Genomic DNA, 25,872 nt, shown 5'->3' with positions numbered 1-25,872 from the left:
GCACCGGTGTCGCCGGTGCCAGCCCTCATCAGCCTTCCCTTCTACAGGCGTAAAACTTTGAAAGCAGCTTCTGTAAGGAATGCCCGCAATCCTGGCTAAACGGCCCAAAAGACCGCGCAGCGCATGGATGCTGGAATTCTCTGGATGAGCGTCCCTTCCGGGACCACTGATGAGGGTAATAACTGTGCTTGAAGCCTATCGCAAACACATCGAAGAGCGTGCCGCCCAGGGTATCGTGCCCCAGCCGCTTAACGCCGAACAAACCGCAGGCCTGGTCGAGCTGCTGAAGAATCCTCCCGCCGGCGAAGAAGCCTTCCTGGTCGACCTGATCACCAACCGCGTGCCGCCAGGCGTTGACGAAGCTGCCTACGTCAAGGCCGGTTTCCTGTCCGCCCTGGCCAAGGGCGAAGCCACTTCCCCGCTGATCGACAGGAAGCGCGCCGTAGAGCTGCTGGGCACCATGCAGGGCGGCTACAACATCGCCACCATGGTGGAGCTGCTGGATGACGCCACCCTGGCCCCGGTCGCTGCCGAACAGCTGAAATTCACCCTGCTGATGTTCGACGCCTTCCACGATGTCGCCGAGAAAGCCAAGGCTGGCAACGCCCACGCTCAGGCCGTGCTGCAATCCTGGGCCGATGGCGAGTGGTTCAAGAAGCGTCCGACCCTGGCCGAAAAGATCAGCCTGCGCGTGTTCAAGGTCACCGGCGAAACCAATACCGACGACCTGTCCCCTGCACCCGACGCCTGGTCGCGCCCGGACATCCCGCTGCACGCCCTGGCCATGCTGAAAATGGCCCGCGATGGCATCGTGCCTGACGTGCAAGGCTCCATCGGCCCGATGAAGCAGATCGCCCAGATGTACGGCGACGGCTTCCCGGTAGCCTACGTCGGTGACGTGGTAGGTACCGGTTCGTCGCGTAAATCGGCGACCAACTCGGTGCTGTGGTTCTTCGGTACCGACATCCCCTACGTGCCGAACAAGCGCGCCGGTGGCTTCTGCTTCGGCAGCAAGATCGCTCCGATCTTCTACAACACCATGGAAGACGCCGGCGCCCTGCCGATCGAATTCGACGTGTCGAACATCAACATGGGCGACGTGATCGACCTGTATGTCCACCAGGGCAAGGTGTGCAAACACGACAGCGACGAAGTGATCACGACGTTCGAGCTGAAAACCCCGGTTCTGCTGGACGAAGTCCGCGCTGGCGGCCGTATCCCGCTGATCGTCGGCCGCGGCTTGACCGACAAGGCTCGCGCCGAGCTGGGCCTGGGCCCAACCGACCTGTTCAAGCTGCCTGAAGCACCTGTCGACACCGGCAAGGGCTACACCCTGGCGCAGAAGATGGTTGGCAAGGCCTGCGGTCTGCCAGAGGGCAAAGGCGTACGCCCCGGCACCTACTGCGAACCGAAGATGACCACCGTCGGTTCCCAGGACACCACCGGTCCGATGACCCGCGACGAGCTCAAGGACCTCGCCTGCCTGGGCTTCTCGGCCGACCTGGTAATGCAGTCGTTCTGCCACACCGCGGCGTATCCAAAGCCGATCGACGTCACCACCCACCACACCCTGCCGGATTTCATCCGCACCCGTGGCGGCGTGTCCCTGCGTCCTGGCGACGGCATCATCCACAGCTGGCTGAACCGCATGCTGCTGCCTGACACCGTCGGCACCGGTGGTGACTCGCACACCCGCTTCCCGATCGGCATCTCGTTCCCGGCCGGTTCCGGCCTGGTCGCCTTCGCCGCTGCCACCGGCGTCATGCCGCTGGACATGCCGGAGTCGGTGCTGGTGCGCTTCAAAGGCAAGATGAACCCTGGCATCACCCTGCGTGACCTGGTTCATGCGATTCCGTACTACGGCATCCAGAAAGGCCTGCTGACCGTCGAGAAGAAAGGCAAGATCAACGCCTTCTCGGGTCGCATCCTGGAAATCGAAGGTCTCGACGAGCTGACCATCGAGCAAGCGTTCGAGCTGTCCGACGCTTCGGCTGAACGTTCCGCTGCCGGTTGCACCATCAAGCTGCCGGAAAAACCGATCATCGAGTACCTGCAGTCCAACGTCACCCTGCTGCGCTGGATGATCAGCGAAGGCTACGGCGATGCCCGCACCATGGAACGTCGTGCTCAGGCGATGGAAGCCTGGATCGCCAACCCGGTATTGCTGTCGGCCGACGCCGATGCCGAATACGCGGAGATCATCGAGATCGACCTGGCCGAGATCAAGGAGCCCGTCCTCTGCGCGCCGAACGATCCGGATGACGCCCGTCTGCTGTCCAGCGTCCAGGGCCAAAAGATCGACGAAGTGTTCATCGGTTCCTGCATGACCAATATCGGCCACTTCCGCGCTGCCGGCAAGTTGCTCGACAAGGTCAAAGGTCAGCTGCCAACTCGTCTGTGGCTGTCGCCGCCGACCAAGATGGACGCTCACCAGCTGACCGAGGAAGGCTACTACGGCATCTACGGCAAGGCTGGCGCGCGCATGGAAATGCCGGGGTGCTCGCTGTGCATGGGTAACCAGGCACGTGTAGAGCCGAACTCCACCGTGGTGTCGACCTCGACGCGTAACTTCCCGAACCGCTTGGGCGACGGCGCCAACGTGTTCCTGGCCTCCGCCGAACTGGCAGCAGTGGCGTCCATTCTGGGCAAACTGCCGACTGTCGAGGAGTACATGGAGTACGCGGCGAGCATCGACAGCATGGCTGCCGATGTGTACCGCTACCTGAGCTTCGACCAGATCGCCGAGTTCCGCGATGCGGCGGCGAGCGCGAACATTCCGGTGGTTCAGGCTTGATGGTCTGATTGAATGAGTTGCAGAAGAAAGCCCGTCTGATGACGGGCTTTTTTTTGGGTTGGGGTTGGGGTTGGGGTTGGGATGGGAATGTGGGATTTGGGACGGGCCTGGGATTTGGGTTGGATGGTCCCCTCACCCCAGCCCTCTCCCTGGGGGAGAGGGAGCTGTTGACCCCTCTCCCTCAGGGAGAGCGGACCATGCAACGCCGCTACAAAGCCAGCCCCCTAACCGTCAAACGACGTTGCTGGTCCCACTCAACGCCAGATCCATCAGCTCCCGATTCGCCACGGCATACATCGCGTAATCGGTCCCGCTCGCGGCCTTGATCTCGTCGAGCATGGCGCGCCAGCGCTTGACCATCACTTCGTGCTGCTCCAGCCACAGGTCCAGACGCTCCTGCACATCGGCTGGGGCGTCCTGCATCTGCAGTACCGAAATGGTGATCGCCCGTTGTTGCAGGTCGATATCGTCGCGGAACGCCTCGCGGGCCAGGGCCTGCCAGTTGTTCTCCACCGGCAAGCTGCTGATCTGCTGCAGGTACCAGGTCAGGTCCAGCTTGCTGCCCACGGCGAAGAACGCCTTGGCCACTTCGGCGGCATTCTGACCGGTCACGTCAGAGGCCTCGATGATCGGCAGCAGGGTATACAAGTGGCTGGTACCGGCAACCATGCGTGCCAGCAGCTCCGGCACACCCGATTCCACATAGCCCTGATAACGCGCCTGCCAGCGCTCACGGGTCGGGCCTTCCAACAGTTCGTCGAGCTTGAGCCCCAGCGCGGCGATGTGCGGCCCGAAGTGCGCCACGTCACGGCCGGCGTCCAGCTCGTTGCGACGGCTGCGCAGGAACCAGCGGGTGGCACGGCGGCCCAGACGCATCAGTTCGTCCATCAACGCCAGTTGCACATCGGCGGACACCTGATAGTCCAGCGCCTCGATCTGACGGAACCAATGAGGCAGGTGGAAGATGTCCCGCACGATCACGTAGGCCCCGGCGACATTGGCCGGGGTCATGCCCGTGGACTCCTTCAAGCGCTGCACGAAAGTGATGCCCATGTTGTTGACCAGATCGTTGGCGATCTGGGTGCTGACGATCTCGCGCTTCAGGCGATGACTGCGCATGGCCTCGGCGTACTTGCTGACCAGAGACGGCGGAAACGCGGTTTCCATGTCGCGGGTCAGGTAGGTGTCGTCTGGCACCTGGGACGCCAGCAGCGCTTCGTTCAGGTCGATCTTGCTGTACGAGATCAGTACCGACAGCTCCGCCCGTGTCAGGCCCTGGTTGGCCGCCACGCGCTCGTTGAGCTGCTCCTCGGTGGGCAGAAACTCGATGGCGCGGTCCAGCTTGCCCCGCACTTCGAGGTCGGCCATCAAGCGACGGTACTCGGCGATGCGCTCGTAGGCACGACGCGCCGCCAGGGACAACGCCTGGGTCTGCTTGTAGTTGTTGCCCAGCACCAGGCTGCCGACCTCGTCGGTCATGCTGCCCAGCAGCAGGTTGCGCTGCTTCTCGGTCATGTCGCCGGCCTGCACCACTTCGTTGAGCAGGATCTTGATGTTGACCTCGTGGTCGGAGCAGTCTACCCCTGCGGCGTTGTCGATGAAGTCGGTGTTGGTGGCACCGCCGGCCAGGCCGAACTCGACGCGACCCAGTTGGGTCATGCCCAGGTTACCGCCCTCGCCCACCACCTTGCAGCGCAGTTCGTTGCCGTTGACACGCAGCGCGTCGTTGGCCTTGTCGCCGACATCGGCGTGGCTTTCGTCGCTGGACTTCACATAGGTGCCGATACCGCCGTTCCACAGCAGATCGACCGGCGCCTTGAGCAGTGCATTGAGCAGTTCGGTGGGCGTCAGCTTGTCAGCCTGGATGTCAAAACGCTCTTTCATCTGCGGGCTGATGGCAATGCTCTTGGCGCTGCGCGAGAAGATGCCGCCACCCGCCGACATGATCGAGGTGTCGTAGTCACTCCAGGCCGAACGCGGCAGGTCGTACAGACGGCGCCGCTCGGCAAAACTGCTGGCCGGTTCGGGGTTCGGGTCGATGAAGATGTGCAGGTGGTTGAAGGCTGCTACCAGCTGCAGTTTGTCGGACATCAGCAGGCCATTGCCGAACACATCGCCGGCCATGTCACCCACACCGATCACGGTGATGCTGTCTTGCTGGACGTTGATGCCGCGTTCGCGGAAGTGACGCTGTACACCCACCCAGGCGCCCTTGGCGGTGATGCCCATCTTCTTGTGGTCGTAGCCGGCCGAACCGCCAGAGGCGAAGGCGTCGCCCAGCCAGAAGCCGTAATCGATGGCGATGCCGTTGGCGATGTCGGAAAAGGTCGCGGTGCCCTTGTCCGCTGCCACCACCAGGTAGGGGTCGTCGTCATCGTGGCGCACCACGTTGACCGGCGGCACCACGCTGCCGTCCTTGAGGTTGTCGGTGATGTCCAGCAAGCCCGAGATGAAGATCCGGTAGCAGGCGATGGCCTCGTTCTGGATCTCGTCGCGGCCGCCGCCCAGCGGCAGGCGACGCGGTACGAAGCCGCCCTTGGCGCCCACCGGTACGATCACCGAGTTCTTCACGTGTTGCGCCTTCACCAGACCCAGCACCTCGGTACGGAAATCTTCCTCGCGGTCCGACCAGCGCAGGCCGCCACGGGCCACGTTGCCGAAGCGCAGATGCACGCCTTCGACCCGAGGCGAATAGACGAAGATCTCGAACTTGGGCACCGGCTTGGGTAGTTCGGGGATCAGCTTGGGGTTGAACTTGAAGCTGAAGTACGACTTCGCCTGGCCATTGCCATCGGTCTGGTAGAAGTTGGTGCGCAGGGTGGCTTTGATCAGGTCCAGGTAGCGACGCAGGATACGGTCTTCGTTAAGCACCTGGACGTCATCCAGGGCGGTCAGAATGGCCTGTTCCAGGCGTTGCTGCTTGTCGTCCAGATCGTCCCCGGCAAGCTTGCGCGCCAGGTAGAAGCGGGTCTTGAACAACCGGGTCAGCTCGCGGGCGATATCGGTGTGGTTGTTCAGGGTGCTGGCGATGTAGCCCAGATCGAAGCCCAGGCGGATCTGTTTCAGGTAGCGCGCGTAGGCACGCAGCAGCGCCACATCGCGCCACGGCAAGCCGGCGGTCAATACCAGGCGGTTGAAGGCATCGTTCTCGGCATCGCCGCGCACGATGTGCACAAAGGCATCCTGCAGGGTGTCGTTGAGCTGCTGGATGTCCAGGTTCAGGCCTTCGCTGTAGGTGAAGGCAAAATCGTGAATCCAGAACTCGCGGCCACTGCGGTGGCGCAGGCGATAAGGAAACTCGCCCAGCACACGCAAGCCGAGGTTTTCCAGAATCGGCAGCACGTCGGACAGCGCCAGGGGCGTATCGGCGTGGTACAGCTTGCAGTGCAACTGGCGCTCGCCGCCCTGGGCCAGCGGCTGGTAGAAGCTCATCACCAACGGACGGCTGTCGGACAACGCCAGCACGTGCTGCATGTCGACCACTGCCGAATGCGCGGCGAAGCGCTCACGGAACCCGGCCGGGAAACCCTTGGGGAAATCGGCCAGCACATTGGTACCCGCCGCTTCCCCGAAGCTTTCGATGGTCAGGCTGGCGTAGTCGTCCTGCCACGAGCGACAGGCCTGGATCACTTCGTTTTCCAGCTGTTGCGGGTCGATATCGATGCGATTTTTCGGGTCGACCCGCAGAATCAGCTGCACGCGCGCCAGCACCGACTCGGAGAAGAACGTCCAGAACTCGCAATCGGTGGCCTTGAGGCGCTCCATCAGCACCTGCTGGATTTTCTGGCGCACCTCGGTGGAATAGACATCGCGGGGGACGTAGGCCAGGCAGTAGCAGAAACGACCGTAGGGGTCCTTGCGCAGGAACACGCGAATCTTGTTGCGCTCCTGGATCTGCACGATCGACATCACAGTGCTGAACAGCTCGTCGATGGGCGTCTGGAACAGGTCATCGCGGGGCAGTACTTCCACCACCTGGGCCAATTCCTTGCCCAGGTGCGCCTTGGGGTGGAAGCCAGAGCGACGTTCGACTTCCGCCACCTTGCGGCGGATATAGGGAATCTCGCGCACGCTCTCGCCGTACACCGAGGAGGTGTACAGGCCCATGAAGCGGCATTCCTTGATCACCTTGCCATCGGCATCGATCTGGCGAATCGACACGTAGTCCGGGTACGCCGGGCGATGCACGCGGCTCGGGTGGGCAGCCTTGGCGAACGACAGCAGCATGGGCTCGTGCAGGTACTGCACGGCGTAGTCTTCGATGTGCAGGTCGTCGGCGCTCAGGCCCGAACGCAGCAGGCGGGTCAGGCCGAGGAAGGATTGCGGGTCGTAGGACAGCTGGCCACCCTGGGCATCGGCATTGACCTCGAATTCCTCGTAACCCAGGAAGGTGAAGTGGTTGTCGGTCAACCACTCCAGGAAGGCCTCGATTTCGGCCTTCTCCTGGGTATCGGTGTTGTAGGTGTTCTGGGCGACCAGCGCGATCATGTCGCGGACCTTGGCCTTCATCGGCTCGAAGTCGCGCACCACGGTGCGGACCTCGCCCAGCACCTGCTCCAGCTCTCGGGCCAGCACATTGAGCTCGGTGGCGTTGGCGCAGCGGTCGATTTCCAGGTACATCAGCGACTCGTGCAGCACGTCTTCGCCCTGGGTGCCCTTGGGCAATACTTCGAGCAACTCGCCCTGGCTGCCGCGGCGCACACTGAGCACGGTGGTCTGCAGGGTGTGGATGCTGTAACCGCGACGGTTGAGTTCGGTACGCACCGAGTCCACCAGGAACGGCAAATCTTCGTGGAGCACTTCAACGGCGGTATGGGTCGATTGCCAGCCGTGGCGCTCGTAGTCGGGGTTGTACACCCGCACCTGGGGCTGGGCGTGGTCGAACCGCTCCAGCAGGCGCCAGGCCGAAAGGGTGCAGCCGGCCAGATCGCTGAGGCGGCGCTGGGTAAGCTCGTCCAGCGAGATGATGCCGAAGAACTGATCGGCGAACAGGGCTACTTGTGGCAATGCCTGATCGCTGATGTGCTGAGCCAGGGCCGATTGCAGTTGTTGCTGGAAGTCGGCCTTGCTGGCTGCGGTGAAGAACGCCATCTGTGGTACTCCGCTTGGGCTTTGTTATTGAGTGAAGCGTCGCAAGTCGCCCCCCCGGTTCGGATCAACCATAGGCGATCCGACGCTACGCGGGGGGAAAATTCAAGAGGTCCATCAACTGCCCAGCTTACCCAGTGGTCGACGTGCACTCTTGCGGTGCGGCGACATATTCGGTCAGGCCTGTGTTGTCGTACGAGGGTCCTGGCACGGGCGTTCCAGCGCTTTGCGGACGATATGGGTATAATCCTGCCACTTTCATATGACAGGACACCCTGCATGCGCATCACCGCCGCCCTGCTGATGGCCAACCCTCGCGACGAAGAAGAAGACGACATGGCGTTGTTCTGCTGCCATGGCGCGCAGGGCGAGATGTTCCTGATGACGCGCTTCCCCGACGAGCAAGAGCTGGAAATCACCCTGGGCGAGGAGCCCTACCTGCTGCGCGACCTGAAAGTGACCTTGAGTGCCGATCGGGTGCTGGTGGAAGTGGCTGCCCAGGACGCCGAGGTGTTCGGCGGCGACGATGTGCTGGAGATCACTCACGCCAGTGATGCGCAGGAACTGGCGGAGGTCGAGCAGACTCTGCGGATTCTGCTGGATGGCTTGGGAACGCTGGTGGTGTGAGGATGGTAGGCGAGGTGGATGGCCCCCTCAAACTTGCCCAGTAACCGATTCCTCTCCCACCCTCCAATGCATTAAAGTAGTGGCCCCCGGCCAAGACGCCCTTATTCGCGTACTCGGTCCCTTCTTCCAGGAACCGTCACCGATGGAACATCGTGAAGCGCTCATTGCGCTGCGAACCTTTCTCTCCACGCAGATTCTCGGTCAGGAGAAACTGGTCGAACGGTTGCTGATCGTCCTGCTCGCCGACGGTCACATGCTGGTCGAAGGCGCACCGGGCCTGGCCAAGACCAAGGCCATCAAAGAGTTGGCCGAAGGTGTCGAAGCGCAGTTCCACCGTATCCAGTTCACCCCTGACCTGCTGCCGGCCGACATCACCGGCACCGAGATCTATCGCCCGGAAACCGGCAGCTTCGTGTTTCAGCAGGGTCCGATCTTCCACAATCTGGTACTGGCCGACGAAATAAACCGCGCCCCGGCCAAGGTGCAGTCGGCGTTGCTGGAAGCCATGGCCGAACGTCAGGTCAGCGTCGGCCGCAGCACTTACGACCTGTCACCGCTGTTCCTGGTGATGGCCACGCAGAACCCGATCGAGCAGGAAGGCACCTACCCGCTGCCCGAAGCCCAGCTCGACCGGTTCCTGATGCACGTCAAGATCGGTTTCCCCGACGCCGCCGTCGAGCGGCGCATTCTCCAGCAGGCCCGAGGCGAAGCGCTCAACGGCGAGACCAAGCCGGAACGCCGGGTCAGCCAACAGGCGATCTTTGCCGCGCGCAAGGAGATCCTCGGCCTGTACATGGCCGATGCCGTGGAGGAATACCTGGTGCAGTTGGTCATGGCCACCCGCACCCCGGCCAAATTCGATGCCGAACTGGGCGAATGGCTGGCCTACGGTGCCAGCCCGCGCGGTTCCATATCCTTGGACCGGTGTGCCCGCGCCCATGCCTGGCTGGCCGGGCGCGACTTCGTCAGCCCCGAAGATATCCAGGCGGTGCTGTTCGATGTACTGCGCCACCGCATCATCCTGTCGTTCGAAGCCGAAGCGGCGGGTGTCGACCAGGATCGGGTGATCCAACGCATTCTTGACGTCGTGGCCGTCGCCTAGCCCCATGGCCACCGACCTGGCATCGGCGCCCGGCATTCGCATCAGCCTGTCCGAGCTGATCGAGATGCGCCATCGCGTGCGCGAGGTACAGCTGTTTTCCACTCCGGCCCAGCGCAGCCCGCTGATCGGCCTGCACCACTCCAAGCTGCGCGGGCGCGGCGTGGACTTCGACCAGGTGCGGGTCTACCAGGCGGGCGATGACGTGCGCAGCATCGACTGGCGGGTCACCGCACGAACCCAGGAACCCCATACCAAGCTGTTTCACGAAGAACGCGAGCGGCCCATCTTCATTCTGGTGGAGCAGAGCCGACGGCTGTTTTTCGGTTCCGGGCAGATGTTCAAGTCGGTGCTGGCAGCCCAGGCCGCCGCATTGATCGGGTGGGCAGCACTGGGGCACAACGATCGGGTCGGTGGCCTGGTGTTCGGCGACGGCGAGCACTACGAGATCAAGCCACGACGCAGCAAGCAGAGCCTGCTGCAATTGCTCAACCGTCTGGTGCGGGTCAACCAGTCGCTGCACACCGAAGCCCTGCCGGAAAGCGATGCCCTGGGCATGGCCCTGCGCCGAGCCCGCGAAGTGCTGAGGCCGGGCAGCCTGGCCATTGTCATCTGTGACGAACGGGCGCTGGTGGACGGCGCCGAACAGCAACTCAGCTTGCTGTCGCGCCATTGCGACCTGCTGTTGCTGCCCGTGTCCGACCCCCTCGATCACGCCCTGCCGGCGGCGGGCCAGTTGCGCTTCGGCCAGCGCGGCAGACAGCTGGAACTCGACACGTTGAACCCCGAGCTGCGTCTGGCTTATCGGGCGCAAAGCGACGCACGAATCGCCCGTTGGGAACTGCTCGCGCAGAAGCTGCGGGTGCTGTTGATGCCCTTGAGCACTCAGAGCGAGATGATCGAGCAACTGCGCGAGTACCTCAATCCACAGCGGCCAGGGCAACGCAAATGAGTGCCCTGGAACAGCTGCAACCTCTGATCCCGCCACCCGCCGTCGGGTTCTGGCCACCTGCGCCAGGCTGGTGGTTGCTGGCGGTACTGCTGCCGTTGGGCGCCTGGGCGCTGTGGCACTGGCGTCACCGCCTGCCGCGCAAGGCGGTGCCCGTGCCCCGTGCCGAGCAACCGCTGGACCCGGTGCGCCAGGGTGCGCTGGAAGAACTGGCGCGGCTGCCCAGGCCGTACGACGGGGCGCCCGCCGGTGCCTGGCTGCAGCAGATCAATGGGCTGCTCAAGCGCTTGTGCCGCAACCACTATCCCACGGCTAACAGTCATACCCTCAATGGCCGGCAATGGCTGGCCTTTCTGGACAACCGTTGCCCGGCAGCGGGGCTGACCCGCTGGATGGTGCTGGTCGAAGGCGTCTACAAGCCGGAGTGCAGACTGGACGACAAGGCCATCGCCGGCTTGAACCAGGCGGTCGAGACCTGGATTCGCAAACATGTTTGAGTTCGCCTGGCCGTGGATTTTTGCCCTGCTGCCACTGCCGTGGTTGACGCGGTGGGTGCTGCCGGCTGCCGACAGTGGCGAACCAGCGCTGAAAATCAGCTTTCTGGACGAACTCGAAGGCCTGGCCGGGCGCCGGGCGCGGATCAACCTGCCGACCTGGCGGCACCAGGCGCCCTTCGTGCTGTTGTGGCTGCTGTTGCTGATCGCAGCGGCGCGCCCGCAATGGCTGGGCGAGCCCCTCCCCATCGCTGCCAGTGGCCGTGACCTGTTGGTGGCCGTGGATGTATCGGGCTCGATGGACTACCCCGACATGCGCTGGCAGAACGATGACATCAGCCGCTTGAGCCTGGTGAAGAACCTGCTGGGAGACTTTCTCGAGCATCGCCAGGGCGACCGTGTGGGCTTGATCCTGTTTGGCAGCAAGGCCTATCTGCAGGCGCCGCTGACCTTCGACCGGCCCACGGTGCGCACTTGGCTCGACGAAGCGCGGATCGGCATTGCCGGCAAGAACACCGCCATCGGTGACGCCATCGGCCTGGCCCTCAAGCGCCTGCGCTTGCGGCCCGCGCAGAGTCGGGTGCTGATTCTGGTCACGGACGGTGCCAACAACGGCGGCGAGATCCATCCCCTTACTGCGGCGCGCCTGGCGGCCCAGGAAAACGTCAAGATCTACACCATCGGCATCGGTGCCGACCCCAGTGCCGATGGCGCATTGGGGATGCTGGGGCTCAATCCGAGCCTGGATCTGGACGAGCCGACGCTGCAAGAGATTGCCCAGATCACGGGGGGTCGCTATTTCCGTGCCCGTGACGGCAACCAGTTACAGGCCATCGGCGAGGCCCTGGATACCCTCGAACCGGTCAATCAGAAGCCGACCCAGGCGCGCCCGATCCAGGCGCTGTATGACTGGCCACTGGGTGCTGCGCTGCTGCTCAGCGTGCTGCTGGTCATGCGCGAAAGCTTACCCACCCTCCCTCTGCAACGCTTTCTGCGCAAGCCCCATTTCTTGCCCAGCGCGCCCGAGTGGCGCCAGCGCCTGGAACGGCTGCGCCTGCGGAGGCGCAAATGATCGAGTGGTGGCCGTACTGGTTCCGCCCTGGGTGGCTGCTGGCCCTGCCCGTGCTGGCCTGGCTGCTGTGGCGCCTGTGGCATCGGCAGAAGCGTGCCGGCCGCTGGCAGCTATTACTGCCACCGGCATTTCATGGGGTACTGTTGAGTGGTGGCAGCGGCCGGGCCAGCAAGTTGCCGTGGGTCGTTCTGGGCCTGGGCTGGCTGTTGGCGGTACTGGCCCTGCTCGGGCCAAGTTGGCAGCGGCTGGAACAGGCGGGACACACGCCCATCGATCCGTTGGTGGTGGTGGTAGAACTGACGCCCGAAATGCTTGCCACCGACGTCGCCCCCAATCGCCTGGAGCAGGCGCGGCGCAAGCTGCTGGATCTGCTCGAGATACGCCGCGACGCGCAGACGGCCATTGTCGTGTACGCCGGCAGCGCCCATGTACTGGTGCCGCTGTCGGACGACCTGGGCACCAGTCGCAATCTGCTCGAGGCGCTCAAGCCCTCGATCATGCCCCTTGTTGGCCAGCGCGCGGACTTGGGCGTGCGGCGCGCGCTGACGTTGCTCGATCAGGCCGGCCAAGGCCAGGGCCGCATACTGCTGATGACCTCGCAGCTTGACGATGCCGAACGCCAGGGCATTGCCAAGCGTCTGGAAAGTCAGTCACCGCAATTACTGATCCTGGGCATCGGCACCCGTGACGGCGCGCCGGTAAAACAGGAGAACGGTGAATTTCTCAAGGATGCTCAGGGCGGCATTCTGCTGCCGCGCCTGGACAGTGCAGCGTTGCGCCAGTTTGCAGGCTCGGTGGGCGGCCTGTACCGCCAGGCCCGCATGGACGACCTCGACCTGCGCAACCTGGGCCTGCTGGACGGGCCTCGCAGCCTGCGCGACAACGGCAAGACCGTGCAACTCGACAGCTGGGCCGATCAGGGCTACTGGCTGCTGCTGCCGCTGTTGCTGCTGGCGGCAGTCGCGGGCCGTCGTGGCTGGTTGTTCTGTCTGCCACTGTTGCTGCTGGGTGCGCCCCAACCCAGCTATGCCCTGGACTTCGAAGATCTGTGGCTGCGCCCCGACCAGCAAGGCCAGCGCCTGCTGGAGCAACAGCGCCCAGCGCAGGCAGCGCGTCGTTTCACTGACCCGCAATGGCAGGGCACGGCGTTGTACGAGGCCGGCGACTATGCCGGCGCTGCCAGAAAATTCGCGCAGGGCAACAGCGCCAGCGATCACTACAACCGCGGCAATGCGCTGGCCCGCAGCGGCGAGCTGGAGGCGGCGCTGGACGCCTATGACCAAGCGCTCGAACAACAACCCGACCTGGCGCCAGCCTTGAAGAACCGTGCCCTGGTCGAGCAACTGATTCGCCAGGGTGCCGGCAACCCCGCCCAGGGCACGCCACAAAGCGATCAAGACAAGCCCCCGGACCAGAACACGATCAGGCACAATGCCCAGTCCGAAGCCGGCGGCGACCCTGCGCAAGCCAACGAACAGTCTGCCAGCAACCCGCAGCAGCAAGGCCAGGACGCCACCGCGAACGCGAGCCCCGAGCAGACAGGCCAGGCCAGCACCGGGCAGCCCGCCGACAACGAGCCCCCGACCGACGAGCAGACCACCCGTCCCCCGCAACGGCCCGCCGACGCCAATTTGAACGCCGAACAGCGTCAGGCCCTGGAACAATGGTTGCGGCAGATCCCCGACGACCCCTCGGAACTGCTGCGGCGCAAATTCTGGTACGAACAACAACAGCATCAGGACAAGATTCGATGAGCCGCCTCAGCGTCTTTTTCATTAGCCTGGCCATGAGTGTGCTAGTGCAAGGCGTGCAAGCCGCCACGCTGGTGGCCAGCGTCGACCGCGCGCGGCTCAATTCGGGCGAGACCGTCGAACTGACCCTGGAAACCACCGATGTGACCCAGTTCGGCAAGCCCGAGCTGGCCCCCCTCGAAGCAGCATTCGAGGTGCGCGACACGCGCCAGGTCAACCGCTTGACCACCTTGGACGGCGACCGTCAGGCGGCCACTCGCTGGATCATCACGCTGCTGCCGCGCCAGACCGGCAGCGTGGTCATTCCCGCGTTGCAGCTGGGCGAGCTGCACAGCCAGTCGATTACCCTGCAGGTGCTGCACAGTGACCAGACCCTGAACAACAACATGGCCCCGGTGTTCATCGATGCCAGCCTGGACGCCGACAGTGTCTATGTGCAGGCGCAAGTGGTGCTGACCCTGCGCATTTACCATTCGGTGCCGCTGTACGACGACAGCAGCCTGACACCGCTGCAATTGCCCGAAGCGCACATCGAGCAACTGGGTGAATCGCGCACCTTCGAGAAGATCATCAACGGCGTCCGCCACGGCGTGATCGAGATGCGCTATGCGATCTATCCCCAGCGCAGCGGGACGCTGACCATCCCGGCTTTGGTGTTCAGCGCGACCACCGTGGAGCCTGCGGCGCCCGGCGACAACAATACCCCCCGGCCCGGCAAGCTGACCCGGGTGACGTCGGCGCAGATCCCGCTGAACGTGCGTGCCATGCCCACCGCCTACCCTGCGGACACCCCGTGGCTACCGGCGCGCAGCCTGAGCTTGAGCGAGAGCTGGAACCCCGACCCTCCCAATGGCCAGGTCGGTGACTCCCTGACCCGCACCCTGACGCTCAAGGCCGAGGGCCTGTCCAGCGCCCAGTTGCCGCCCTTGCCGGATACCACGGTCGAGGGGCTGCGGCGCTATCCCGATCAGCCACAACTGAACAACCAGAACAGCGAGCGAGGCCTGATCGGCAGCCGTGAGGAACGCGAAGCGCTGGTACCTGCCCAGGGCGGCAACCTGGAACTACCCACTGTCGAGGTGGTGTGGTGGAACACCCACGAAGATCATCTGGAACGCACCAGCCTCCCGGCGCGGACCCTGCAGGTGGCCGAGAACCCTGGTCTGGTAGTGGACACGCCGGCCGGCACGCCCGACAGCGGCCCGGGATTGCTGTGGCCCTGGAAGCTGGCCTGCATGATCCTGTTGTGCACCACCCTGCTGGGTTTTGGTCTGTGGTGGCGTGCCCGCTCGCAACCGGCAGTGCTGCGCGCCGCCCAAACCGGGCCCAGCCCCCGCACGCTGCTGGACGACCTCAAGCGTGCCTGCCAGGCCAACGATACCCAGGCCACGCGTCAGGCGCTGGATGCCTGGGCCCGCCAGCAGCCGGAAACCTTGGCCGACATGGCGGCGCGCTTCGTGCCATTGTCCGATGCGCTGGATGGGTTGAATGGCGCGCTTTACAGCGAGACCGGGCAGTATTGGCAAGGCGAAGACCTGTGGCGCGCCATCGGCACCATTCCCGCCACCGACCGGGTACTGGCACCCACGGCGGAGAACGGCGGGTTGCCGCCGCTGTATCCGAAGTAATCGGTTGTCACTGCCGGCCCCTTCGCGGGCGTCTACGGAGATGTGCGCGCCCGGCAAAGTCTTTACCATTTGTATCAACGCCGATACATTGCGGAAATCCGTCCAACACGATCGATCGCTACCCTCACCTCAACGCCTGCCCCGGCGCGTCCCCCCATCGCCGATGGCCTATCCTGCAATAACCCAAGCAGATGACCGCACGTATGCCCAACACCCCGCCCTTCTCTGGCGATGCCAGCAAAACCCTGATCGATGATGACAAGCGCTGGAACACTCGCGCCCTGATCGTGGACGACGACGTACCCATCCGCGAACTGTTGATCGACTACCTCGCGCGTTTCGGTATTCATGCCACCGGCGTTACCGATGGCGAAGCCATGCGTCAGGCGCTGCAGGAAGACAACTTCGACGTGGTGGTGCTGGACCTCATGCTTCCGGGCGAAGATGGCCTGTCCCTGTGCCGCTGGTTACGCACCGAATCCGACATCCCGATCCTGATGCTGACCGCGCGCTGCGAGCCCACCGACCGCATCATCGGCCTGGAACTGGGCGCCGACGACTATATGGCCAAGCCTTTCGAGCCGCGGGAACTGGTGGCACGGATCCAGACCATCTTGCGTCGGGTGCGCGACGATCGAACCGAACAACGCTCCAACATCCGCTTCGACAATTGGCGCCTGAACAGCGTGCTGCGCCAGCTGATCTCTGCCGATGGCCTGGTGGTGCCGCTGTCCAATGCCGAATTCCGCCTGCTCTGGGTATTCCTCGAGCGCCCGCGCCGGGTGCTCAGTCGCGAGCAACTGCTGGACGCCGCCCGCGGCCGTTCCATCGAAGCGTTCGACCGCAGCATCGACCTGCTGGTGTCACGTCTGCGGCAGAAACTCGGTGACGACCCCAAAGCCCCCCAACTGATCAAGACCGTGCGTGGCGAAGGCTATCTGTTCGACGCGCGGGACATTGGCTGATGCGCGGCGATACGTTGTTCGCCAGGCTGTTCGGCGTATCGCTGCTGGCCATCGTGTTCGCGCACCTGCTGGCATTCCTCTGGTTCCAGCAGTACGGCTTTCCGCCGCCACCCCCGCACGCCCCGCAAGCACACCAGCAACACCAGGGAGCAGCGGCGCAAGCCGAGCAGCCGCCCCCGCCTCGGCCGTGGTTCGGCGGGCCGATGGTGCCGCTGTTTTTCCAACTCAGCACCTTGGTGGTAGCGGCCTGGTACGGCAGCAAGGCGCTGTCGCGGCCAATCCAACGCTTCGGCAGCGCCGCCGAGCGCCTGGCGGAAAACCTCGACAGCCCGCCACTGGAAGAGACCGGCCCGCGGGAAGCCCAGCAAGCCGCACGCACCTTCAACCGCATGCAGCAGCGCATCCGCGAGCAGGTGCAGCAGCGTGCGCGCATGTTGGGCGCGGTATCACACGACCTGCGCACACCCCTGTCGCGACTCAAGCTGCGGCTCGAACAGATCGACAACGAAAAGCTGCAGAACCAGATGCGCCAGGATCTGGACGACATGATCGGCATGCTCGACGCCACGCTGACTTACCTGCACGAACAACGTACCAGCGAGGCGCTGCAGCGCTATGACTTGCAGGCCCTGGTGGAATCGCTGTGCGAGAACGCCCAGGATCACGGCGCCGTGGTCGAAGCCATCGGTCAGTGCGCGCCCCTGCAAACGCAGCCCATGGCACTGCGTTCCTGCATCGGCAATCTGCTGGACAATGCCTTGCGCTACGGCGGCGCTACCGAGGTGAACATTCAGGACAGCCGCGACCAGGTTGTGGTGCGGATCATCGATCACGGGCCGGGCATCAGCGCCGACAAGCGCGAGGCCGTGTTCGAACCGTTCTTCCGCCTGGAGGGTTCGCGCAATCGCAACTCTGGCGGTGTGGGCCTGGGCATGACCATCGCCCGGGAAGCGGCGCAGCGCCTGGGTGGGCACCTGAGCCTGGAAGAAACGCCTGGCGGTGGGCTGACAGCGGTCGTGCGGTTGCCGCGAGTTTAGGTCCCAGGGTCTGAGGCGTGTATGGCCGCTGCGCCCCCCCACGCCCCTGTAGGAGCGGCGTAAAGCCGCGAAGAGGCCCGCCCGACCGCCACAAGACCCAACCACCACCCACCTAAGCCTTGTTCAGATCCACCTTGTCGGTGCGCGTCCAATCCAACAGCAGGCTATACGCCACCGCCAGCAACGTCGGGCCGATGAACAAGCCGATGAAACCAAACGCCAGCAGGCCACCGAACACCCCCAGCAGCACGATCACCAATGGCAGGTTCCCGCCACGGCTGATCAGATAAGGCTTGAGCACGTTATCCACGCCACTGATGACGAAGGTGCCCCAGATCCCCAGAAAGATCGCGTAGCCATAATCACCTTGCCACACCAGCCAGGCTGTGGCCGGAATCCAGGCCAGCGGTGGGCCCATGGGAATCAGGCTGAGCAGGAAGGTGAAGATGCCCAGCACCAACGCCCCGGGAACACCGGCGATCATGAAGCCGATCAGCGCCAGAATCGCCTGCGCCGCCGCGGTGCCGATCACGCCATTGACCACGCGCTGCACAGTGGCCGCCACCAGATCGAGGTAGTAGCCGGCGCGGTCGCCAATCAGCCGCTGCAGCAAACTCAGCACGAAAGCCGCCAGGCGCGGACCGTCACGATAGAAGAAGAACACGAACACCAGGCTCAGGGTCAGTTCCAGAATCCCGCCGCCGATCTGCGCACTGCGCGCCAGCAGGAAATTGCCGACCTGCCCCAGATAGGGCCGTACGCTGGCCATCAACGCCGCGCCTTGCTGGTCGATGGTGTTCCAGATGCCGACCAGCCGCTCCCCCACCAGGGGGATGCCGGCCATCCACGCCGGAGCGTCCGGAAGGCCATCGACCTGTACGTCGCGAATGAACGCCGTGGCATCGCGCACGTGGTCGGCCAGGTTGAAGCCCAACCACACCAAAGGCAGCACCACGAGCAGCATCCAGCAGCCGGTCAGAATGCCCGCGGCCAGGGATTCGCGGCCTTTGAGCCAGCGCGTCAGCAGGCGCATCAACGGCCAGCTGGCATAGGCGAGGATGGCGCCCCAGAGCAGGGCCGAACAAAAAGGCGCCATGACCCACAGGCAGGCGCCGAGCAAGGCCAGTAGCAGGATCTGCACCAGCAAGCGATCGTTACTGAGCATCGGGCCTCCCTTGGCAACCCGGATTCAACGAATGATCTCCAGGTGCACGCCTTTGACGGACTTGTCGCCGGTTTCCAGCCGCGCCGCGCGCACGCCCTTGGCGATCAGCGCATCGCGCCATGCTGCCGCCGTAGCCCCGCTGATACTGACCCGGATGGAGCTGTCCAGGTTCAGGCTGCGGGCCAGCAGCGTTACCCAGGGCTCGCTCGGCTCGGCTGCCGCTGGGTAATCCAGGTCACCCGTGCTGCGCAGCTCACGCAGCACCGTGGCGGGCGTAGGCTGGACGTCGCCCAGCGGCGCGTCGGCGACAAAGGTCTCGACGTGCAGATAGCCGCGACGATTGCCCCGAGTGATCGCGTAGACCGCCGTCAGGGTGTTGTCGTCGGGCGCTGCCTGACGCAGCAGCACGAAGGCTTGCTGGTCGTCGGCACCGGAAAGCCTGGCGCCGTCGAAAATATCATTGACCCACAGGCTGCTTTCGCCACAGTCCCGCGCCTGACACCAGTACAGCGTGTGCGCGCCACCCGCCTGCAACGCTTCGCGGGCACTGGTGAAGGCCTGATTGGCGCTCTGCGCCTCAGGCAGTTCGTAGGTCACGGCGCTGACCTGGCCGCGCGCACTGACCTGGCCATCCATGCGCAGCTTGCCGCTGATCTTGCGCAGTGCGCCCAAGGGGTAGATGCGCTCCTTGTCGACCGCCGGCCGTTGGTCGACCACCTTGGCGTCGGCCGGTACCGGGACCTCGGCGGCCAGAGCCAGCGAAGCCGGTAGAACCGCCAGCACGAAGGCAACGCCTTTCCAGGCGTTCATGAGCGCAAGGCAGAATGAAGGCCCACAGGGCCGAACGAAAGGGCTGCAACGAGTTCCATCAAGGTCATCTCCTGTTTCAACCCGCCAAGCCTCGACAGTTGCCCGCCGCAAGTCAAGGAATGGCAAAGAAGCGATTGAAACAGTCTGCGACAAGATCGGCCCCGGCTTCATCGTTCAAGTGCAGATGGTGGCCGCCCGGCAGCTGTTCCTGCTGCAAGGGTAGCTGGGAAAGCAGCGCCTGGTTGCGCGCCAGCATTCCTTCGGCGGCCACCACCAGCAGGTTGGGGCAGTTCACCGCGCGCACATAGGCCATGGCCTGTGCCTCCACCAACCGCGTCGGGGACGGCAGGGTCAGGCGGCTGTCGCTGCGCCAACTGTAGCCACCCGGCACGGGAGCCAGCCCACGCAACGCCAGCCATTCGGCCGCTTCGCGACTGACCGCGACGTGCCCGCGCATGCGAGCTTCCACCGCCCGGTCCATGCTCGGGTACACCGACTTGCGTTTGCCGGCCAACGCCAGCTGCGCCTGCAACGCTTCGCCGAGCCGCTGCGCCGAACCCTCGGCCTCGCCCAACAGCGGCACCACGCCATCGATCAAGGCCAGCCGCGCGATGCGTTGCGGCAAGGCACCGGCGAGCAAGGTAGCGATGATGCCGCCCAGAGAATGCCCCAGCAGCGAAAAGCGCTGCCAGCCCAACTGTTCGGCCACTTGCAGGACGTCGTAGGCATAATCCCATAACGCGTAGCCCGCACCCGCCGGGCGGTGGTCGGAGAAGCCGTGTCCGGCCATGTCCAGGGCAACGATGCGCAGACCTTCCAGCTTGGGCGCCAGGCGAGCGAAGCTGTTGGCGTTGTCCAGCCAACCGTGCAGGGCAATCACTGGCAGACCGTCCGCCGGCCCGTAGAGATGGGCCGCCAGTTCGATATGGGGAAGGGTCAGGCGGATTTCTTCGACATCACGCATCATGCACTCGCCCGCGTGGCCGAAGGGTGGTCCCAACGACTGAAAATGTCGCGCAGCAGTTGCGCGGTCTGTTGCGGTCGCTCCAGTGGAAACATGTGCCCGCCGGGCAGCACATGGTGCTCGCCGCCGGGAAGGCGGCGCACCCAGTTGCCATGATGGCGGCGGACCACATCGCTGTGGCTGCCCTGGACCAGCGCCAACGGCACGCCAAGGCACTGGGGGCGACCGGGGCTGCTATGGGGCACGCTGCGGTAGATGCTGATCTCGGTATGCGGATCGAAACTCAGGCGCAGGCTGCCGTCCTGCGGGCTCAGACCATGCTCCAGGTAAGCCTCGAAACAGTCCGGATCGAAGCTGCGAAACAACGACTTGCCCGCAAAGTACAACCGCGCCGCTTCGCGATTCTCGAATTGCGCCCGACGCCCTAGGGTTCGCCCCGCCGGGGTGATGCGATCAATGAAGCCCCACTGTTTGGCGGTGCGGATAAGCCATCGATCGGTGCGGGTCAGCAGCGGCGAATCAAGCATCACCACCCCGCGGTACAACGCCGGGTGGCGCAGGGCGGCATGCAGATGCAAGACACCGCCCAGGGAATGGCCGACGCCATACACCGGGCCCGGCAGAGCCTGCAGGTGATGGATCAATTCGTCGACCAGCCGCTCCCAGTTGTCTTCCACTGGAAATTGCGGATCGTGGGCGTGCTGCATCAGGTAGCTGACGCTGTAGTCGGGCTCCAGTGCGCGGAACAATTTGCCGTAGGTACCCGAAGGGAAGCCGTTGGCGTGGGCGAAGAAGACGGGTGCCGACATGGATGGGTCCGGGATTGGTGGTGGAGGGTCCCCTCACCCCAGCGCTCCCTCTCGGGAGAGGGCGGCCGTTCGGTGGCGTGTTGGCGATTGTGACCAGCCTGACAGGCCGGGACAACGCGCGCATACGCCATTGGCTGGGGTATTCAGGACACACGTCACCTGGCCGGTGGTGTCTCGCCCAAGGGCACCACTGCCACGGTCAGCCGAGAGATGCAGCTGGGCTTGCCGTTCTCGTCGTGCAGGCGGATGTCCCATACGTGGGTGGTGCGGCCGATGTGAACCGGGCGAACCACACCGGTCACTCGACCGCTGCGCACGCCGCGCAGATGGTTGGCGTTGACCTCGATGCCTACACAATAGAATTTCTGCGTATCGATGCACAGAAAGCTGGCCATCGAGCCCAGACTCTCGGCCAGTACCACCGAGGCGCCGCCGTGCAGCAGGCCGAATGGTTGATGAGTACGTGAATCGACCACCATGCTGGCGGTCAGCGATTGATCGTCGAAGCTTTCGAAGCGGATGTCCAGAAGCTCACCAACGGTGTTCTTCTGCGCGGCGTTGAGACGTTCGACATCGGGTTCGGTGCGCCACAGGCTCATGTGTATCCCCTTTTGGACCAAGCCCCTGCACGTCGGTGTCAGGGGTGACGGACAGCCTTGAGTTTCATCAGCCCCGCCAGGGGCCAATCACCTTCCAGTTCGGCCAGGCTCGCGGTACTCATCGGCTCCGGCTCGCTCAGATTACCGTGCTGGAGCAGGCCGACGAGATTGCCTACCAGCGGCTGGTGACTCACCAGCAGCACATGCTCAAGGCCCAGCCGTTCCAGATGGCCAGCCACCGCCAGCGGATCGCTTTCGGGGGTCAGCCAGGGCACGGTCCGCACAGCGGCTGAGAACCGCAGCGCCTCGTGAACCAGCGTAGCCGTTTGCTGAGCCCGCAGATACGGACTGGCCAGGATAGCGTCCAGTGGCTGTCCAACCAGATGCGCTGCGCTGGTCAGTGCTTCGCCTTCACCCTTTCGGGTCAAGGGGCGTTGGTCGTCGGTGGGTGCCTTGTTGGCGGCTTCGCCGTGGCGCAATACCCACAGCTTCACAGCTTGGGCTCCTCGTCGCGTACCGGATGCGCAGCCGGCGGCACGCTGTGGGCAACTTCGCCGTCGGCCGGACGCGGGGTCGGCCAGTCGGCGAAGGGCCACGGCTTCTGCTCGGTGTGAAAACTGCCGAAGCGACCGATCTGCGCCAGGTACTGGCTCAGGCTGTCACCGAAGTTCATGAGGCTGGCATTCGGGGCGCCGTAGATCAGGCGATAGATCAGCTGCGCCAGTACCAGCGCGCCAAGCAGGAACTGTGCGACCTGCCAGACCAATACGAACACCACCATCCATAGCGCGCGCAACAGAATAGACTCACGCTCGGGGTCTCGGGAAAAATCGTTCATGCTGCGTTCCTCAGTTGAAGCCGCTGGTGGAAATGAAGTCGACGTCGGTCTTGGGTTCGGCCCGCATCAACACCTCGATGACCTGGTTCAGAGTACGCCCTTCGAACAGGATGGCGTGCAAACCTGCTACCAACGGCATATAGACCTGCAGTTCCTGAGCCTTGACCTTGAGCACCTTGAGCGTATTGACGCCCTCGGCCACTTCGCCCAGGCGTGACACGGCCTCTTCCAGGCTTAGCCCTTCGCCCAGGGCGAAGCCCACTTGGTAGTTGCGGCTTTTTGGCGAAGAGCAGGTGACGATCAGGTCGCCCACCCCCGCCAGCCCCAGGAACGTCATCGGGTTGGCACCCTGGCTGACCGCGAAACGGGTCATCTCCGCCAGCGCCCGAGTGATCAACATGCTCTTGGTGTTCTCACCCATACCCAACGCGGCCGCCATGCCGGCAATGATCGCGTAGACGTTCTTCAAGGCGCCGCCCAGTTCCACACCGAAACGGTCGCTGCTGGCGTAGACGCGAAAGGTGCGACCGTGCAGCGCCGTCTGGACCTGTTGGCACAATGCCTCATCGGCGCTGGCAACGACGGTCGCGGTCAGCGCGTGCTCGGCGATCTCCCGGGCCAGGTTGGGCCCGGACAGCACACCGATGCGCGCGGCGGGCGCCACGTCTTCGAGGATCTCGCTCATCAACTTAAAGGTCTGCGCCTCGATGCCCTTGGTCAGGCTCACCAGCATCTTGCCGGCCAGTAGCTGGGCATGGGGTGCCAGTACGCTGCGCAGCGCGCTGGAAGGCAACGCGACGAAAATAAGGGCACTGCCTTGCAGTGTCGCCAGCAGGTCGGTGACCGGCTCCACGGCCGGCAGGATCTTGATGCCCTTGAGGTAGCGTGGGTTCTCGCGGTTCAGGCGAATCGCCCGAGCCTGTTCAGGATCGCGCATCCACTGGCGCACCTGATGGCCGTTTTCCGCCAACAGATTGGCCACGGCGGTGCCGAAACTACCACCCCCCAGCACTGCAACCGGCTGCTGTTCAGTCATATCCAATCCGTTCAGTGAATTCAGTGACGATGCGGGCATTATACGGAGCCGCCGCAGCGCGACCAGCCCCGGACCATGGCCTTGTAACATTGCGAATGGAATTGTCGCTGTGACCGGTTAACATGCAGCACTGTTCAATTCGATTCAGGCCCTGTCGTGCTCAACATTCAAGACCCACTGTACCGTGCGCCGATGCTGGTCGGGGCATTGCGATGAATCTGCGCCTGAACCGTGACATTCATACGCGGACCCAGATCATCAGCCTGGGCCCGGCGCTGCTGCTGACCCTGCTGTTGATCAGTTTCTTCACCTTCGTACGTTTGCAGGACCTGCGCCAGGAACTCAATCACACCGGCCAGTTGATCGCCAATCAACTCGCCCCGGCGGCCGAGTACGGCGTGATCGTGGATAACAAGGACGTACTCGACGGCCTTCTCAGGGCAACCCTTGCAATCCCCCATGTGCGCTTCCTGGAAGTCCAGGACGAATCGGACCGCATTCTGGTGCACGTCGAACAGCCAGGCGAAGCGCATGGCCATTCACAACGGGTGGAAGTGTTCCAGGCGCCGATCAAGATGCAGGGCGCCATGCCCAATGTCGGCGGCGATGAGCGGGGCCAGGCCGACGGCTACCTGGGCCGCGTGGTCGTGGGCATGTCCGACGACGCGTTCAACCAGCGCCAGCAGGAGATCGTGCTCAAGGCCGCTATCCTGGCGCTGTTCACCCTGTTGTTCACCTACCTGCTGGCACGTCGGCTGGCCCAGAGCCTGGCCGAACCCATCAGCGCGATGAGCCAGGCGGTCAAGGCCATCCAGCAAGGGCAGTTCAACAAGCCGCTGCCGATCGTCGACGATAGCGAGCTGGGCCACCTGGCCGGTCACATCAACAATCTGGCCAGCGGCCTGGCGCAAGCCAGCAGCGAACAGCAGACGGCCATGCAGCAACTGATCCGCACTCGCGAGGAAGCCGAGCGGGCCAACAGCGCCAAGTCCGATTTTCTGGCCATGATGAGCCACGAACTGCGCACGCCGATGAATGGGGTGCTGGGCATGCTGCAGTTGCTGGAAACCACGCCGCTGAACGAAGAGCAGAGCGAGTATGCAGCACTGGCCACCGAGTCCACCGAACACCTGCTCAAGGTCATCAACGACATCCTCGACTTCTCCCGCATCGAACGCGCGGCGATGGACCTGGAACACATTTCGTTCAACCTGCATGAACTGATCAGCAGTTGCGTACAGGCCTTCCAGCATGCAGCGCGGCAACGCCAGCTCAAGCTAGAACTGGAGATGCCCCCTGGCCTGGAGCAGTTGCAGGTGGAGGGCGATCCGACCCGAATCCGGCAGATTCTGGTGAACCTGATCGGTAACGCGCTGAAATTCACCGATGAAGGCGGGGTGCACATTCGTGCGCAATGGCAGGTGCTCGATCATCAGTTGATCTGGCTGACCTGTACGGTGCAAGACAGCGGGATCGGCATCGGCCCGGATCGACTGGAAAGCATGTTCGTCGCCTTCGAACAGGCCGACAGCTCCATCTCCCGCCGCTACGGCGGCACCGGGCTGGGCCTGCCTATCGCACGCACGCTGGCCGAACGCATGGGCGGCACCTTGCGGGCGCAGAGCGAAGAGGGGCTTGGCTCACTGTTTACCCTGGAAATGCCTCTCGCCTTGAGCCAGCAAAGCCTGGCCCGCCCTGCCCCGCTGAGCAAGCCCGGCAGTCAGGAGGGGCTGGGGCGCTCGGTGCTGCTGGTGGAAGACAACCCGGTCAACCAGACCGTCATCGAAGCCATGTTGCGCAGCCTGGGCTACGACGTCAGCGTGGTGGGCGACGGTGCCGAAGCGGTCGCCAGCGTCCGCGACACCCTCTACTGCGCTGTGCTCATGGATTGTCGGTTGCCGGTCCTGGACGGCTACGACGCTTCCCGGCAGATCCGTCGGCTGCCTGGCCGGGCGGATCTGCCGATCATCGCACTGACTGCCAACGCCCTGTTGGGCGACCGCGACGCTTGCCTGAGCGCCGGAATGAACGATTACCTAGCCAAGCCGTTCAAACGCGCCGAGCTGCAACAGGTGCTGCTGCGCTGGATGGGCTGACTGGCAGGGGCAAATCCCTGCCAGATATCCCCTCAATAGCAGCCGTTTCTG

General features: G+C 64.1%; 19 protein-coding genes and 2 pseudogenes. 12 read left to right on the top strand and 9 right to left on the bottom strand.

Annotation, left to right across the window (positions count from 1 at the left end; genetic code table 11):
- The first annotated feature begins 184 nt into the window (after positions 1 to 184).
- Positions 185 to 2,794: a bifunctional aconitate hydratase 2/2-methylisocitrate dehydratase gene (gene acnB, locus B3397_RS10045; RefSeq protein ID WP_296249724.1), complete on the top strand. Its 2,610-nt coding sequence runs from the start codon at positions 185 to 187 to the stop codon at positions 2,792 to 2,794.
- 231 nt (positions 2,795 to 3,025) lie between these two features.
- On the opposite strand, the gene B3397_RS10040 is transcribed toward acnB, so the two are convergent.
- Positions 3,026 to 7,885 carry an NAD-glutamate dehydrogenase gene (locus B3397_RS10040; protein WP_296249575.1) on the bottom strand — a complete coding sequence of 1,620 codons (4,860 nt, stop codon included), beginning with the start codon at positions 7,883 to 7,885 and terminating at the stop codon, positions 3,026 to 3,028.
- A 276-nt stretch (positions 7,886 to 8,161) separates the two neighbouring features.
- On the opposite strand from B3397_RS10040, the gene B3397_RS10035 reads away from it, so the two are divergent.
- From B3397_RS10035 to B3397_RS09995, 9 genes are all read left to right on the top strand, one after another.
- Positions 8,162 to 8,509, top strand: coding sequence for a hypothetical protein (locus tag B3397_RS10035; RefSeq protein WP_296249572.1), 348 nt, complete (start codon positions 8,162 to 8,164; stop codon positions 8,507 to 8,509).
- 142 nt (positions 8,510 to 8,651) lie between these two features.
- On the top strand, positions 8,652 to 9,611 hold the full coding sequence (locus B3397_RS10030; RefSeq protein WP_296249569.1) for an AAA family ATPase: 960 nt from the start codon (positions 8,652 to 8,654) through the stop codon (positions 9,609 to 9,611).
- A gap of 4 nt (positions 9,612 to 9,615) precedes the next feature.
- Positions 9,616 to 10,560 (top strand): DUF58 domain-containing protein, encoded by a 945-nt coding sequence (locus tag B3397_RS10025; RefSeq protein ID WP_296249568.1) that lies wholly within the window; start codon positions 9,616 to 9,618, stop codon positions 10,558 to 10,560.
- Positions 10,557 to 11,054, top strand: coding sequence for a DUF4381 domain-containing protein (locus tag B3397_RS10020; RefSeq protein WP_296249566.1), 498 nt, complete (start codon positions 10,557 to 10,559; stop codon positions 11,052 to 11,054). The genes B3397_RS10025 and B3397_RS10020 overlap by 4 nt, the downstream gene beginning before the upstream one ends.
- Complete coding sequence (locus B3397_RS10015; protein ID WP_296249563.1) at positions 11,047 to 12,123, top strand: vWA domain-containing protein; 1,077 nt, start codon at positions 11,047 to 11,049, stop codon at positions 12,121 to 12,123. The genes B3397_RS10020 and B3397_RS10015 overlap by 8 nt, the downstream gene beginning before the upstream one ends.
- Positions 12,120 to 13,877, top strand: coding sequence for a VWA domain-containing protein (locus B3397_RS10010; RefSeq protein ID WP_296249560.1), 1,758 nt, complete (start codon positions 12,120 to 12,122; stop codon positions 13,875 to 13,877). The genes B3397_RS10015 and B3397_RS10010 overlap by 4 nt, the downstream gene beginning before the upstream one ends.
- Positions 13,874 to 15,502, top strand: a complete 1,629-nt coding sequence (locus B3397_RS10005) for a BatD family protein (protein ID WP_296249558.1) — start codon at positions 13,874 to 13,876, stop codon at positions 15,500 to 15,502. The genes B3397_RS10010 and B3397_RS10005 overlap by 4 nt, the downstream gene beginning before the upstream one ends.
- A gap of 203 nt (positions 15,503 to 15,705) precedes the next feature.
- A complete protein-coding gene (locus tag B3397_RS10000) occupies positions 15,706 to 16,467 on the top strand; it encodes a response regulator (RefSeq protein WP_296249555.1) in 762 nt (253 codons plus the stop codon).
- On the top strand, positions 16,467 to 17,504 hold the full coding sequence (locus B3397_RS09995) for a sensor histidine kinase (RefSeq protein ID WP_296249554.1): 1,038 nt from the start codon (positions 16,467 to 16,469) through the stop codon (positions 17,502 to 17,504). The genes B3397_RS10000 and B3397_RS09995 overlap by 1 nt, the downstream gene beginning before the upstream one ends.
- 112 nt (positions 17,505 to 17,616) lie before the next feature.
- Here B3397_RS09995 and B3397_RS09990 read toward each other — a convergent pair whose 3' ends face one another.
- The 8 genes from B3397_RS09990 to B3397_RS09955 all read right to left on the bottom strand — a co-directional run bounded on the left by B3397_RS09990 (position 17,617) and on the right by B3397_RS09955 (position 23,725).
- Entirely contained in the window at positions 17,617 to 18,669 is a 1,053-nt protein-coding gene (locus tag B3397_RS09990; protein WP_296249552.1) for an AI-2E family transporter, read from the bottom strand.
- A 24-nt stretch (positions 18,670 to 18,693) separates the two neighbouring features.
- Entirely contained in the window at positions 18,694 to 19,479 is a 786-nt protein-coding gene (locus B3397_RS09985; protein WP_296249551.1) for a DUF4892 domain-containing protein, read from the bottom strand.
- Positions 19,480 to 19,591: 112 nt separating this feature from the next.
- On the bottom strand, positions 19,592 to 20,446 hold the full coding sequence (locus B3397_RS09980) for an alpha/beta fold hydrolase (RefSeq protein ID WP_296249549.1): 855 nt from the start codon (positions 20,444 to 20,446) through the stop codon (positions 19,592 to 19,594).
- A complete protein-coding gene (locus B3397_RS09975; RefSeq protein ID WP_296249547.1) occupies positions 20,443 to 21,252 on the bottom strand; it encodes an alpha/beta fold hydrolase in 810 nt (269 codons plus the stop codon). Before B3397_RS09975 ends, B3397_RS09980 begins: the two co-directional genes overlap by 4 nt.
- A gap of 155 nt (positions 21,253 to 21,407) precedes the next feature.
- The gene (locus tag B3397_RS09970; RefSeq protein WP_296249545.1) at positions 21,408 to 21,851 is read right to left on the bottom strand and encodes a hotdog fold thioesterase; all 444 of its coding nucleotides are present in this window, start codon (positions 21,849 to 21,851) and stop codon (positions 21,408 to 21,410) included.
- A 38-nt stretch (positions 21,852 to 21,889) separates the two neighbouring features.
- Positions 21,890 to 22,345, bottom strand: coding sequence for a phosphohistidine phosphatase SixA (sixA, locus tag B3397_RS09965; RefSeq protein WP_296249543.1), 456 nt, complete (start codon positions 22,343 to 22,345; stop codon positions 21,890 to 21,892).
- Entirely contained in the window at positions 22,342 to 22,689 is a 348-nt protein-coding gene (locus B3397_RS09960) for a DUF4389 domain-containing protein (protein ID WP_296249541.1), read from the bottom strand. Before B3397_RS09960 ends, sixA begins: the two co-directional genes overlap by 4 nt.
- A gap of 10 nt (positions 22,690 to 22,699) precedes the next feature.
- Positions 22,700 to 23,725 (bottom strand): NAD(P)H-dependent glycerol-3-phosphate dehydrogenase, encoded by a 1,026-nt coding sequence (locus B3397_RS09955; protein WP_296249540.1) that lies wholly within the window; start codon positions 23,723 to 23,725, stop codon positions 22,700 to 22,702.
- A gap of 212 nt (positions 23,726 to 23,937) precedes the next feature.
- Here B3397_RS09955 and B3397_RS22550 point away from each other — a divergent pair.
- Both B3397_RS22550 and B3397_RS09950 read left to right on the top strand, forming a co-directional pair.
- Positions 23,938 to 24,301, top strand: a pseudogene (locus B3397_RS22550) (hybrid sensor histidine kinase/response regulator); the annotation flags it as partial.
- 50 nt (positions 24,302 to 24,351) lie between these two features.
- Positions 24,352 to 25,821: pseudogene (locus B3397_RS09950) on the top strand (ATP-binding protein); the annotation flags it as partial.
- Positions 25,822 to 25,872 lie beyond the last annotated feature (51 nt).

This window comes from Pseudomonas sp. UBA4194 (genome assembly GCF_002379585.1).
In the GTDB taxonomy this organism is placed as follows: domain Bacteria; phylum Pseudomonadota; class Gammaproteobacteria; order Pseudomonadales; family Pseudomonadaceae; genus Aquipseudomonas.
The sequence above is the reverse complement of the archived record's forward strand: the minus strand, read 5'-3'. Positions and strand labels throughout refer to the sequence as shown.

Bases quoted from the DNA above. Each gene is read 5' to 3' on its own strand.
- B3397_RS10035 (WP_296249572.1), top strand. From the start codon at position 8,162: ATGCGCATCACCGCCGCCCTGCTGATGGCCAACCCTCGCGACGAAGAA.
- B3397_RS10000 (WP_296249555.1), top strand. From the start codon at position 15,706: ATGCCCAACACCCCGCCCTTCTCTGGCGATGCCAGCAAAACCCTGATC.
- B3397_RS09995 (WP_296249554.1), top strand. From the start codon at position 16,467: ATGCGCGGCGATACGTTGTTCGCCAGGCTGTTCGGCGTATCGCTGCTG.
- B3397_RS10010 (WP_296249560.1), top strand. From the start codon at position 12,120: ATGATCGAGTGGTGGCCGTACTGGTTCCGCCCTGGGTGGCTGCTGGCC.
- B3397_RS10025 (WP_296249568.1), top strand. From the start codon at position 9,616: ATGGCCACCGACCTGGCATCGGCGCCCGGCATTCGCATCAGCCTGTCC.
- B3397_RS10020 (WP_296249566.1), top strand. From the start codon at position 10,557: ATGAGTGCCCTGGAACAGCTGCAACCTCTGATCCCGCCACCCGCCGTC.
- B3397_RS10005 (WP_296249558.1), top strand. From the start codon at position 13,874: ATGAGCCGCCTCAGCGTCTTTTTCATTAGCCTGGCCATGAGTGTGCTA.
- B3397_RS09990 (WP_296249552.1), bottom strand. From the start codon at position 18,669: ATGCTCAGTAACGATCGCTTGCTGGTGCAGATCCTGCTACTGGCCTTG.
- B3397_RS10030 (WP_296249569.1), top strand. From the start codon at position 8,652: ATGGAACATCGTGAAGCGCTCATTGCGCTGCGAACCTTTCTCTCCACG.
- B3397_RS10040 (WP_296249575.1), bottom strand. From the start codon at position 7,885: ATGGCGTTCTTCACCGCAGCCAGCAAGGCCGACTTCCAGCAACAACTG.
- B3397_RS09985 (WP_296249551.1), bottom strand. From the start codon at position 19,479: ATGAACGCCTGGAAAGGCGTTGCCTTCGTGCTGGCGGTTCTACCGGCT.
- B3397_RS09980 (WP_296249549.1), bottom strand. From the start codon at position 20,446: ATGATGCGTGATGTCGAAGAAATCCGCCTGACCCTTCCCCATATCGAA.
- B3397_RS10015 (WP_296249563.1), top strand. From the start codon at position 11,047: ATGTTTGAGTTCGCCTGGCCGTGGATTTTTGCCCTGCTGCCACTGCCG.
- B3397_RS09975 (WP_296249547.1), bottom strand. From the start codon at position 21,252: ATGTCGGCACCCGTCTTCTTCGCCCACGCCAACGGCTTCCCTTCGGGT.
- B3397_RS09960 (WP_296249541.1), bottom strand. From the start codon at position 22,689: ATGAACGATTTTTCCCGAGACCCCGAGCGTGAGTCTATTCTGTTGCGC.
- B3397_RS09955 (WP_296249540.1), bottom strand. From the start codon at position 23,725: ATGACTGAACAGCAGCCGGTTGCAGTGCTGGGGGGTGGTAGTTTCGGC.
- B3397_RS09970 (WP_296249545.1), bottom strand. From the start codon at position 21,851: ATGAGCCTGTGGCGCACCGAACCCGATGTCGAACGTCTCAACGCCGCG.